Origin of the sequence: Streptomyces sp. CoH27 (assembly GCF_020181035.1) — a bacterium.
Lineage (GTDB): Bacteria > Actinomycetota > Actinomycetes > Streptomycetales > Streptomycetaceae > Streptomyces > Streptomyces camelliae.
The window spans coordinates 116,499-129,043 of record NZ_JAIQYY010000022.1 but is presented as its reverse complement, the minus strand read 5'-3'; the positions used below and the strand labels follow the sequence as shown (position 1 = coordinate 129,043).

General features: G+C 67.2%; 7 protein-coding genes and 2 pseudogenes. 6 read left to right on the top strand and 3 right to left on the bottom strand.

From position 1 onward, the window contains the following. The first annotated feature begins 8 nt into the window (after nt 1–8). A complete protein-coding gene (locus LE548_RS32985; protein WP_225100676.1) occupies nt 9–881 on the top strand; it encodes a TauD/TfdA family dioxygenase in 873 nt (290 codons plus the stop codon). Between the two features lie 31 nt (nt 882–912). Here LE548_RS32985 and LE548_RS32980 read toward each other — a convergent pair whose 3' ends face one another. Together LE548_RS32980 and LE548_RS32975 are read right to left on the bottom strand one after the other, a co-directional pair. Continuing rightward, nucleotides 913–1,605: a SpcZ gene (locus LE548_RS32980; protein WP_225100675.1), complete on the bottom strand. Its 693-nt coding sequence runs from the start codon at nt 1,603–1,605 to the stop codon at nt 913–915. A gap of 215 nt (nt 1,606–1,820) precedes the next feature. Continuing rightward, nucleotides 1,821–1,967 (bottom strand): annotated as a pseudogene (locus tag LE548_RS32975) (DinB family protein); the annotation flags it as partial. Here LE548_RS32975 and LE548_RS32970 point away from each other — a divergent pair. From LE548_RS32970 to LE548_RS32960, 3 genes and pseudogenes are all read left to right on the top strand, one after another. Continuing rightward, nucleotides 1,967–2,236 (top strand): annotated as a pseudogene (locus LE548_RS32970) (transposase); the annotation flags it as partial. The pseudogenes LE548_RS32975 and LE548_RS32970 sit on opposite strands and share 1 nt — an antisense overlap. Nucleotides 2,237–2,828: 592 nt before the next feature. After that, nucleotides 2,829–4,361, top strand: coding sequence for an APC family permease (locus tag LE548_RS32965; RefSeq protein WP_225100674.1), 1,533 nt, complete (start codon nt 2,829–2,831; stop codon nt 4,359–4,361). A gap of 284 nt (nt 4,362–4,645) precedes the next feature. Beyond that, nucleotides 4,646–5,428: an alpha/beta fold hydrolase gene (locus LE548_RS32960; protein WP_225100673.1), complete on the top strand. Its 783-nt coding sequence runs from the start codon at nt 4,646–4,648 to the stop codon at nt 5,426–5,428. 347 nt (nt 5,429–5,775) lie between these two features. On the opposite strand, the gene LE548_RS32955 is transcribed toward LE548_RS32960, so the two are convergent. Then, nucleotides 5,776–7,269 (bottom strand): RICIN domain-containing protein, encoded by a 1,494-nt coding sequence (locus tag LE548_RS32955; protein ID WP_225100672.1) that lies wholly within the window; start codon nt 7,267–7,269, stop codon nt 5,776–5,778. 312 nt (nt 7,270–7,581) lie between these two features. On the opposite strand from LE548_RS32955, the gene LE548_RS32950 reads away from it, so the two are divergent. Together LE548_RS32950 and LE548_RS32945 are read left to right on the top strand one after the other, a co-directional pair. Continuing rightward, nucleotides 7,582–9,507, top strand: coding sequence for a glycoside hydrolase family 97 protein (locus LE548_RS32950; protein WP_225100671.1), 1,926 nt, complete (start codon nt 7,582–7,584; stop codon nt 9,505–9,507). 343 nt (nt 9,508–9,850) lie between these two features. Beyond that, entirely contained in the window at nt 9,851–12,544 is a 2,694-nt protein-coding gene (locus tag LE548_RS32945; protein ID WP_225100670.1) for an RICIN domain-containing protein, read from the top strand. The last annotated feature ends 1 nt before the right edge of the window (nt 12,545 follow it).

The following is a 12,545-nucleotide window of genomic DNA, read 5'->3' as shown; positions in this document are numbered from 1 at the left end:
AGGACGTCATGGAGCCATACGAACGCGAAGCACTGGAAGCGGTGACCACGCGTCCCGTGCACCCCTACCACACCCTCACGGTCGAGCGGATCACCCCCGTACTGGGCGCGGAGGTCTCGGGCGTGGATTTGTCGAAGGAGATCCCGGCCGAGCAACTGGACGAGATACGCACCGCCTTCCTCGACCACCACGTCCTCGTCTTCCGCGACCAGACGATCACCACCGAGGACCACAAGCGTTTCGCCGGCGCATTCGGCGAGCTGCGTCCCGTCAACCCGCCGCCGCCCGAGGGCGACCCCTACATCCTGGAGATCCGCACGACGTCGGCCGCCGCGAACGTGGCGGGCAACGGCTGGCACGCCGACGGCACCGCCGACGCGGAACCGTCGCTCGGGTCGATGCTCTACATCACCGAGATCCCCGAGCCGGGCTGCGGCGGGGACACCCTCTTCGCCAACATGCACCTCGCCTACGAGATGCTCTCGCCGGCCATGCGCTCCCTGCTGGACCCGCTCACCGCCATCCACGACGGCGCCCAGGCCCTGGCGGGCTACACCCCGCCCGCGGACTACGTCATCCCCAAGAGCGAACACCCGCTCGTCGCCCGGCACCCCGAGACCGACCGCAAGCTGCTCTACGTCAACAAGGCCTACACCAGCCGCATCCCGCAGCTCTCCGCCCAGGAGAGCCAGGCCCTGCTCGACATGCTCTTCGACATCGTCGCCCGCAGACCGGTCCTGCACTGCCGCGTGCGCTGGACTCCAGGCACCCTCGTCTTCTGGGACAACCGCTGCGTCCAGCACCACGCGACGTACGACTACTACCCCTACGCCCGCTACGGCCAGCGCGTCGCCATCAACGGCGGCCCCGTCAAGGGCTGACCGCACGACCCGGTGAGGCGTCGTCGCCTGCTCACGGGGTGGTGCGCCTCACCGCGTCGGCGAGGCCGTCCCGAAGGCGCACCCGGGCCTCCTCGGCCGCCGGCCCCGCAGTGCCGTCCGGTCCCGCGTACGCGGCGATCCAGGCCCGCACCACGGCGAACGGCCAGGCGCGGGCGTACTCCTGCGCATCCCCGGCAGCGAAGGCACCTGCGTACGCGGCGGCGTTCGCGATGGCGTTCGCCTCCGCGTGCACGCGATCGCTCACCTCCGTGTTCATGCGCGCGTAGGTCTCGCCATAGCGGTCGGCCTCGTCCGCGGACCAGCCGCGCGAGCGCGCGAAGGAGGCCGCGGCCGACGACGCCCGCGCGTGCACCCGCAGGCGGGGATAGGCCATCCGATACACCTCGCGCAACGCCGGCCGCAGCACCGCCGACCACACGTCCTCAGCGATCGGTTCGCCGGCTGCCGCGCGCGCGTGTACGGCGCGCAGGGCGTCGTGCGGGGCAGCGTCCGCACCGTGCCGGGCTACCGCCTCGGCGATGAGATCCGCCACCGCACCGGCATGCCAGTGGTGGACCGCGGCGAAGGGCACCACGGCCACGGAGTGCCCCCATCCGTCGTGGACGGCCACCGGTTCGGCAAGCACCTCGCGGACTTGGTCCAGCCAGCTCGGTACCGACACGGGCTGAAGAGCCTCGGGCAGGGCACCCGGTTCGGTCGTCATCGCAGCCTCCAGAACGTGTGGGTCCCGTCCCTGGAACCAAGGTCGGGTGAAGAGCCGTTGGGGTTGATCCCGGGAGTGGACACCGGGTTTCATGCGACGAGTGACAGCGTACGTGATGTGGAATGCCGACGGCGCCGGTTGCAGTACGACAGCCGGCGGAACAGCTCCAGCCGAGGCTGTGCCCGTCGGCCGTGGGGTGGTCTCTCACCGGAAAGTCATATTCGGCGCGGTACGGCTCCGTCCTGCCAGCGGTAGAGGTCGCGCAGCAGGGAAATCTCGGCGCCGTGATGGATCAGCTCCCCGTTGACGTGCAGGACGATGCCGTCCACGGGAAACCGCTCGGGACCCACCGTCGGCGGAAGCGGCCGAGATGGCCGCCGCCACGATCCGCACGATCTTCGCCCAGTCCACCGCCGACGCGGTCCGCACCCAGCTCGACATCGTCGCCGACGACCTGACCGCCTTCGCGGCATTCCCCGAGCGACATTGGAAGAAGATCCAGTCCACCAACCCGCTGGAGCGAATCAACCGCGAGGTCAAGCGCCGCACCGACGTCGTCCAGGTCTTCCCCAACGACGACGCGCTCCTGCGACTGGTCACCGCCGTGCTCTTCGAACTGCACGACGAGTGGATCGCAGAAAGCGCCCCAGTAGTGCCCAACACCACCAGCACGACGGCCGATTGCCGTCATCCGGTCGTCGGGGTCGGGAAGACCGACCAGCAGATCATCCAGGAGGTCGAGATTCCGCGGGTCAGGCTGAACAACGGTGTCATCGCCGTCAGCCAAGCTCTCGCAGACAAAAAGTGCCCGGTCGACCAAGGTGATCACCTTCGCGGGCTGGGGCCGGCCTGGCAAGACCCAACCTCCGGCGGAGCGCCGCTCAGACCACATCAACGGCCTGGTCACCGCGATAGGTAAGCCCACCGAGCTCCTCGAACGAGCCCCCACGCTACCCAACACCACCAACACCACGTCCCGTTGATCGGCTACACCACAAGAAGAAGACGCGACCGCCCAGCGCTGGTCGTCAGCCGGCGCGCAGCGGATCGGCCTCCGCTCGGCGAGGCGGTTCCTGCCTCCATTCCCGTGTTTCGGTGCGGTTTCCGTCGCATTTCGGGTGGATAGGGATGGTCAAGAGTTAGACATGAACACTTGTGTGCTTTTGAGGTACGGCTGATCATTGGCCGCATCCCGCCCCTTCCCACGCACGCAGGAGCTCCCGGTGGCCGCTGGTCAGATAACCTCCGAGCCTGCCGACACGCCGGCAGCAGCTCTCGCGGAGCGGCAGAAGCTGCGCAAGCACTTCGGCCGCTTCGACATCCTGTTCTTCCTCCTGTGCACCATCGTCGGCGTGGACACCATCGGCACCGTCGCCTCGAAGGGTGCTGAAGCGTTCACCTGGCTCATCGTGCTGGCCGCGGTGTTCTTCGTGCCGTCCGCACTGCTCACCGCCGAACTGGGAGCCGCGTTCCCCGACGAGGGCGGTCCCTACATCTGGACCAGCCGGGCCTTCGGGCGGCTCGCCGGTGCCGTCAACAACTTCCTGTACTGGATCACCAATCCGGTGTGGCTGGGCGGCACGCTCTCCGTGTCCGCCGCCACTGCCTACACCACCTTCTTCAACGACGGGAAGAACCTGAGCACCCCGGCCTTCTACGCCTTCACTCTCGTGTTCGTCTGGGTGGGCGTGCTCGCCGCGATCCTTTCCTTCGACGTCGGCAAGTGGATTCCCACCATCGGCGCCTGGAGCCGTTTCATCCTCCTCGGACTGTTCACCGTCACCGTCGTGGTGTACGGCATCCGACACGGCCTGCATGGATTCGGTGTCGGCGACTTCTCCCCGACCTACGCGGGATTCGTCGCACTGGTACCTGTCCTGATGTTCAACTACGTCGGTTTCGAGCTGCCCAACACCGCCGGCGACGAAATGACCGACGCCCAGAAGGACGTGCCGTTCGCCATCTTCCGCAGCGCCGGCCTCGCCGTACTGCTGTACGCGCTGCCGATCCTCGGCATCCTGCTCGTCCTGCCGGTCAAGGCCATCACCGGTCTCGGCGGTTTCATCGACGCCATCCGGCAGGTCTTCACTGTGTACGGCGGCCATGTCGCCGCCGACGGCACAGCCACGCTCAGCGGCGCCGGCCGCCTGCTCGGAGACCTCGCCGCGATCATGTTCATCCTCACGGTGCTGTCCTCCGGAGTCACATGGATCATGGGATCCGACCGTGCCCTCGCCGTCTCCGGCTACGACGGCGCGGCACCCCGCTTCCTCGGCGTCATCTCCAGCCGGTTCGGCACCCCCGTACGGGTCAACATTCTCAGCGGTGCGGTCTCCACGACCGTCCTCGTCCTGGCCCACCAACTGACGGGTGGCAGCGCCGGCAAGCTCTTCGGCGCCGTCCTCGGCCTCGCCGTCTCCACCACCCTCGTCAGCTACCTGGGCATCTTCCCGGCGCTCGCGGTACTGCGCCGCAAGGCTCCGGACTTCCCCCGCCCCTACAGGGCACCCATCCCCCGCACCATCAGCACGGTGCTCACCCTGCTCATCCTGTTCGCCAGCGTGCAACTGGTCGCCCCGGGACTCGGCGACCACTGGTTCGGCTCCGGCTACGCGCCGGCCGGCTGGAGTTACGGCGAGCGCTGGAAGTACCTGCTGACGGAGGCCGTCCCGCTCGTCGCCTTCATGCTCCTCGGCGTGCTCTTCTGGGTACTGGGCAGACCGACCCGCACCGCACCTGCCACCAACGGGGAGTAGCACTCCGGGATCTCGTCGGCCGGGATCGGCACAAGGCCGTCCGCGTGCCGTGAGGCGGACCTTCGTGGTCGGTCCGTCGCGGGACCGGCCGATGGCATGGCCTTCCGATTCTTGAGGCTACGCCGTCGCCAAGGCCGGTGGGTATTACTTTGCAAGTAGAGCTTCGTGCCGTCCAACACCTGGGACGCGACGACAGTCCTGGCGAACCGTCAGCAAGCCTTCCGTTGCCCCCTTGCGACCCGGACGCCCGGAATGAAAGTGCCCGATCTCCGGTTGCCGTGATCATGCACTTCACCCTTCACGATGGCATCCGCATCGACTACGACGCCCAGGGCGAAGGCCCCCTTGCCGTCTACGCCCACGGCGCGCTCCTCAGCCGCAAGGCCGAGGACGAGCTGGGCATGCTCAACTGGGAGGCCGTCGAGAGCCTGCCCGGGCGGCGGTTCGTCCGTTACGACGCCCGGGCGCACGGCGCCTCCACTGGGCGCCCGGATCCCGATGACTACCGCTTCGAACGCTTCGCCGCCGACCTCGTCGAACTCCTCGACCACCTGGGCGGGACGCGACCGGTGACCGGAATGGGGTCCTCGCTGGGCTGTGCCACGGTGCTGCACGCAGCGGTCAACGACCCGGCACTGTTCGACCGGCTCATGCTGGTCATCCCGCCCACCGCATGGGAGACCAGGGCCGCGCAGGCCGACAACTACCGCATGGCTGCAAGGCTGGTGGCGGAGCACGGCATCGGCGCGTTCACCGCGGCGGCCGCCACTGCTCCGATTCCGCCCTCGCTGTCCGGCCTTCCCTACCCGCCGCGGGAGCTTGGTGTGCACCCCGAGCTGCTGCCCGCGCTCTTCCACGGGCTGGCCGCCTCGGACCTGCCGCCCCGCGAGAAGATCGGCGAACTCACCCAGCCCACCCTGATCCTGGCCCTCGCGGACGACCCCAGCCACCCGAGGTCCACTGCCGAACAGCTCGCCGGCCTACTCCCCGGCGCTGAGTTGCACGTGACGAGCGACTCTGCGGGCGTGCGCGCCTGGGGCGACCGGGTGGCCAGGTTCCTGGCCTGACAAGTCGTCGTTCCGAGCGAGGGGCGCTCGGCAGTCGAACTGTGTTTCTCGGTCGAGTGGTTCTCCGTAGGCCCGGGCATGGCGGCAGGTCCTCCTGTCCAGCTCATGGACCGGTCCCGGCGAGGAAGCTCCTCGGACTCCGCTGACCAGCACAGATACGCGATAAGTCAGGCTTTGAAACAGCCCTGGGACCTGGGCACCGTCGACACCGAGCTCGATAGCAGCCCGCGCAAGGCGCTCGGCCGGGTCCAGGTCGGGCAGACGGTGGGCGGCGGCGAAGTAGCGCAGGTGCTTCCCGACGGTGCCGACGTGGCCGTTGATCCGCCTCAGTGGTCCTGGCGCACCCGTCAGGAAAGACTCCACTGCTGGCTCGACGCGCCGGTGCCCGATTCCTGGTCCACGGCCGCCCCGCTGGTGGTCGAGGCGCTCGCGACACCGATGTCCAAGTCGCTGCCCACGCCGGCCAACATGTAGGTGCTGCCGGTGTAGCTGCCGACGAGGTCGAGGAACCATTGTTGGTTGGTCCCGCCGTTGCAGGTCCACTGCTCCAGTTGCAGGCCGGTTGCCGTCGACTGGTTCGGCACGTCCAGGCACAGGCCGCTCTTCACGCTCTTGAGCGTGAAGATGTTGTCCGCCACCCGCGTGAGCGTCCACTGCTGGTTGGCACCGCCGGTCGACGGCCACTGGATGATCTTGGCGCCGTTCACCGTGGAGCCGCTCGACACGTCCATCAGCATGGAGCTGTTGACATTCTTCAGGGTGTGGACGCCCTCAGCGGGGATCCCGCTGCCGGCCGCCCAGGTTCCCGCTGCGGTGTCGAGTGACCAGGTGGGGTACTGGCCGAGGTTCACCGTCGTTCCCCTGATGGTCAGGGGCAGCCAGATCAGTTTCGACGCGCCGAGGTCGGAGGTGTTCCAGCGGTCGCCGGCGTAGATGTACGTGGTGCCGGAGGTGCCCTGGACGGTGATGACGTTCGCCGTCTGGCTGCCGTAGGTGTGGGTGCCGGGTGCGGCCAGGTCACGGAACGACGACCAGGGGCCGCCCAGTGACGTGGCGGTGGCGTAGATGTTGTCGTTGAGGCCCCAGCCCGTCAGGTGCGAGCCGAAGACGTAGTAGGTGCCGCCCACCTTGACCATGGCGGGCGCCTCGACGCTGCCGCTGCTGCCGCTGCTGCCGAGCACCGCCACAGCGCTGTCCACGGACAGGTAGTCGGCGGACAGCTTGTCGATGCGCAGGCCGTTGTTGCGGTCCTCGCTCAGCAGATAGGCGGTGCCGTCGGTGTCCTGGAACAGGCCGAGGTCACGGCTGAGGTTGCCCAGCGGCCGGAAGCTTCCCCGGTAGGTGTAGGGGCCGCAGGGGGTGCTGCTGGTCGCCACACCGACCTTGGCCTCGGAGTAGTTGGTGCTGTCGATGTGCATGTACATCACGTACGTGCTGGTCGAGGCGTTGTAGATGACCTTGGGCCGCTCCACGATGCGGCTGGGCCCCAGGTCGCCGCTGCTCTGCCTGGCCAGGGCGACGCCCTGGTAGGTCCAGGTGGCCAGGTCGGTCGAGGTGTAGCACGGGATGTCCTGGAACGACGTGTCCGACGATGTCTCGCCGGTCTTGTCCTCCCCGAAGCCGTACCAGGTGCTGCCCACCTTGACGATGCCGAGGCCGTGCAGTTGAAGCGCGTTCCCGTTCTGGTCGGTGCGTGCGGCGCCCGTGGTGAACAACACCGAGGCCGCGTGCGCCTCGGTCGCCGGAAGCAGGAGCGCCGCGAGGCCTCCCAGCAGGGTCAGGAACGCGACGACTCTGCGCCGCCACCGGCCGGCGGGCGTCCCGGGAACTCCCTTGAACATGTGCGTCCCTCTCTGTCGAGGTTGACGATCCCTTGATGGCGGCGGGGACCCATGAGAGCCGTGGCACGTTTACGGCGTCAAGGATCGCGTTCGAATTTGTTTAAGCTTGACCAGATCGCGGTGCACCCGGTCGGGCTCCCCAGAGTCGCAAGTCGCCCGGACTGTCCAGGATTTCGGACAAGTAGGGGGCAGATACGAGGGGTTGACCTTCAGGTCGGGGCAGGCGTAGAAACTCCGCGACAGTCAGAATCTGTTACTTGCTGGTTGACTTTGTTGGAAACCATGTCCAAGCGAGGTGGACCGACTGTGAACATGTCAGAGCGTCAGGAACCCTCCCGCCGCAGGGTGCTCAAGGGCGCGGCGGTCGCTGCCGCAACGGCCGCCCTGGGAATGGGCAGCACATATCCGGCCGAGGCCTCGGACGCCTCGGTCACCGCGACGTCGCGCGACGGCACCACCAGCATCACCATGTCGCTGACGGGCGGCTCGCTCCAGTGGTCGGCCCGGCGCAACGGCGCGACTGTCGTGGCCACTTCGGCCATGGGCCTGCGGCTGAGTGACGGGACCGCCCTCGGCACCGACGCTATTCTGACGAACTATCAGCACTGGCACGTCGACAGCACATGGAAGCCGGCGTACGGCCGCAACGCGACCGTCCTGGACACCTATCAGGAGATACGCTGGAACCTCCGGGACAACCGCACCTCCATCAACTTCGGTGTCCAGATCCGGGCCTACGCGACCGGCGTCGCGTTCCGTTACGTCCTGCTGGACCCGGGTACCGCCATCATCGCCGGCGAACTGACGACGTTCGCCTTCCCGGACGGCACCCTCGTCTACAGCGCGCGGGACGAGGACGACTACAACCCGGTTGCGCCCGGCTCCATCCCGCCCACCGGAACCACCTCCACGGACACCGGCCCCCTGACCGACCTCCCCCTCACCGCGACCTACGGCGGCGGGCTCATCGCCTGCGTCTGCGAGTCGGCACGCATCAACTACCCACGGATGATGCTCAGTTCGGTCTCCGGGCAGCCCAACACGCTCGCGGCGTACCTGATGCAGCACACCGCGCGCGGCTCTGGAACCGTCCAGACGACTTCCACCGTCAGGACGCCGTTCGCCACGCCCTGGCGCGCGGTGGTGATCGGCTCCACCCACGCCGAACTGGTCGACAACGCGGAGCTGGTGCTCAACCTGGCCCCGGCCGGCGCCCTCGCCGACACGTCGTGGATCAAGCCGGGCAAGGTCTTCCGGTGCAATCTGACCACCGCGGCCGGGCTGGCGGGCGTCGACTTCGCCGTCAGCCGCGGCCTGCAGTACATCGAGTACGACTCGGGGTGGTACGGCCCCGAGCACACCTCGACCGACGCCACGCAGCCGATCTCCGCCATCGACCTGCCCACGGTGATCTCCTACGCCACCGGCAAGGGAATCGGCGTCATCCTCTACGTCAACCCCATGGCCCTGAGCAGCCCGGACAGCCTGTTCGCCCGCTACCGGAGCTGGGGCGTCGCGGGCGTCAAGCTGGGCTTCATCAACGACGGCACACAGGCGATGACGAACCAGATCACCGCCTGGGTCAGGACGGCGGCCAGGTACAAGCTGCTGATCGACACGCACGACGACGTACGGCCGTTCGGCTACGAGCGGACCTACCCCAACTGGATCAGTCTGGAGGGTGTGCGGGGCAACGAGCACTTCCCGACCGCCACCCACAACGTCACCCTGCCCTTCGCCCGCAACATCGGCGGGCCGATGGACTACACCATCTGCTACGGCCAGTCCCGCGACCGGACGACCAACGCCCACCAGATGGCGATGGCCGCCGTGTACTACCAGCCCCTGAACTTCCTGTACTGGTACAGCACCCCCTCGCAGTACTCCACCCCCGCCAACTGGCCCGGGCTGCCCTGGTTCGACGCCATCCCCACCGTCTGGGACCAGAGCCGGACCCTCGCCGGTTCGATCGGCGAGTACGTCGCCGTCGCCCGGCGCAGCGGCACCGCCTGGTACCTGGGGGCGATGACCAACGAGACCGCCCGGACCCTCTCGATCCCGCTGTCCTTCCTCGGCAGCGGCACCTACACCGCCACGATCTACGCCGACGGAACACCGGGCAGCAGCCCGTACCAGACCCCCGTCGTCGTGAGCACACAGACCGTGACCTCGTCGACCACGCTGAGCGTCGCGATGGCCCCCGCGGGCGGCCAGGCCGTCGTCCTGAGCCATGCATGAGCAGCTGCCCCCGTCATGCTTACGGCAACCTTCACCGTCCCATGTATGGGAGATTGACGGGCGAGAGGATTTCTTAAATGAGTACTACTCATTTTCGGAAGGGCGTTTTCGCTCGACAGGCTGAGAGGGATACAGCCGGCGGCCGGTCGCCACAGATGACGGTGCTGTGACCTGGGATTATCCTTCGCTACACGGGGTACGCACGGCGCCGATCCTGATGCGCGCGCATGTCATCAGTGTTGCCGCAGTGAAAAATAGATATGCCTATCATCTTGACTGGAGTGCCTCCTCACACTGATAAATGCCACTCATAGGAAGCGGGTTCGGAGGAGGGACACCACAGATGAGACCCCTACGCATCGGCGCGGGGACGGTCAAGGCACTTGCAGCGGCAGCCGTCGTCTTCGCGGCCGTGCTGCCCGCTCAACCCGCCTACGCGGCCACGACGAACTTCTACGTCGACCCTGTCCATGGCAGTGACAGCAACTCGGGAAGCAGCACTACCGCAGCGTTCAGGACCATCCAGGCCGCGCAGGCCGCGGTCCGAGCCGTCAACGCGCACATGTCCGACGACATCGTCGTGAACCTGCGCGGAGGCACCTACCCCCTCACCGCCCCGATCGCCTTCGGCACCAGTGACTCGGGCACGAACGGCCACACGGTCGTCTACCAGGCGTACAACGGTGAGACGCCCGTGATCACCAGCGGCAAGGCGATCACGGGCTGGACCGCGGCCGCGGGCGGCGAGTACAAGGCGCCCGTGGGCACCCTCAACTTCCGGCAGATGTACGTCAACGGGGTCCGCGCCACCCGGGCCCGCTACCCCGACCTCGGCTCGGACTTCCAGCTGCAGGGCAGTGACAAGACCAACCAGCTGCTGAAGGTGCTCAGTTCGCAGGTCTCCAACTGGAACCACCTCAACCAGGTCGAGATGATGCTGGAAACGCAGTGGGGCGAGAGTTACCTGCGGCTGAAGTCGATCAGTTCCAGCAACGGCATCGCCAACGTGTCGATCCAGGACCACGAGGCGGGCATCCTGTTCCCTCGCCCCTATCCGATACTCTCCAACGGCTCTCCCCTGCACTTCGAGAACGCCCACGAGTTCCTCAACGAACCGGGCGAGTTCTACGTCGACACGGCCGCGCAGACCGTCTACTACAAGCCCCGCCCCGGCGAGGACATGTCCACGGCCACCGTGCAGGCGCCGACGCTGCAGACCCTTTTCGACATCAAGGGCACGAACCTCGACAGTCCCGCCCACGACCTGCGCTTCTCCGGGATCACCTTCGCCCAGACCACCTGGATGGAAGCGACGGACAACGGCTACCTCAACGGCCAGGGCGGCAACTACAACCTCTCGGCCGACACCTCCAACAACCAGTACGTCGGTCGTCCGCCGGCCGGGGTCCAGGCCTCGGACGCCGACCGCGTCTCCTTCACCGGCGACACCTTCACGCAGATGGGAGCCACCGCCCTCGACCTGCACCACGGCGTGCACGACAGCACCGTGACCGGCAACCTCGTCCACGACATCGCCGGCAACGGAATCATGGTCGGCAAGTTCTCCGACCCGACCGTGGAGTTCCACACCGTCTACAACCCACCGGCCTCCCCGGCCGGTGAGGACCCCCGCGAGGTCGTCAAGAACGTCACGGTCAACGACAACCTGATCACCCGGACCGGTCAGGACTATCTGGGCACTGCCGGGATCAACGCCGGCTTCGTCAACAGCACCACGATCAACCACAACGACATCAGCGACGCGCCGTGGGCCGGCATCTCCCTCGGCTGGGGCTGGCAGTCGGCCGCCAACGCCGAGGGGAACAACTCCATCAGCTTCAACCGGATCGGCAACGTGCTCAACCGGCTGTGCGACACCGCCGGCATCTACCACCTCTCCAATGACCCGGGCACGGTCATCAACGGCAACTACATCCACGACGTGGTCCGTGGGCCGGCCGCCTGCACTTCCGCGGTCAGCGGCATCTACCTGGACGAGGGGTCGGACAACATGACCGTCTCGAACAACGTGCTGGCGCGTACCGACGGATTCATCAACCAGAACCGCAACGGCGCCCACGTCACACTCTCCGGCAACGCGACCACCGGCACCTCGGTGATGCAGGCCTCGGGGCTGGAACCCGCCTACCAGGGGCTACCGGCCACGATCAACCTCGCATACAACAAGCCGGCGTCCTCCTCCTCGGTGAACGGCTCCAGTTGGGTGGCGGCCAGAGCCAACGACAACAACAGCGCCACCGGCTGGTCGCCGGCCGGCAGCGACACCGCGGCCTGGTGGCAGGTCGACCTCGGGCAGGCCTACCAGCTCGGGCAGTTCTCTCTGACGACGCGCCAGGACATCGACCAGCCAGAGACACGCAGCCAGTTCGAGATCCGTGGCTCCAACGACCCGTCGTTCGTCACCTACACCGTGCTGGGGCGCCAGGGCGCCACCACCCTGCCGTTCGCGTCGACACTCACGGGCAACATCGACGTCCGCCAGAAGTTCCGCTACGTGCGGGTCGCCAAGACCGACGGCGCCTACTTCTTCATCGCCGACTTCAGTGTGCAGCAGGCCGGCGGGGCGCTGGAGGACTCGACCGGTGCGCCGAACATCAACCCCTCGACGTATTACACGATCAAGAACTCCAACAGCGGGCAACTGATGGACGTGTACCAGAAATCCACCACCGACGGCGCGAGCGTCATCCAGTGGCCGGGCACCGGTGGTACCAACCAGCAGTGGAACATCGTTCCGGTCAGTGGCCAGCTCTACAAGATCGTGAACAGGAACAGCGGCAAGGCCCTCGACATCAGCGCCGCCAGCCACCGGAGGGGGACGACGCTGCAGCAGTACACCGACAACGGCGGCAACAACCAGCTGTGGTACTTCGAGCCGACCAGCGGTGGGTACCTCATCCGCAACTTCGAGAGCAGGCAGGTCCTGGAGGTGGGCAACGGATCGACGGCGAACGGAGCCGCCATCGACCAGTGGATGCCCCTGAACCAGTCCAACCAGGCTTGGACGATCCAGTGAC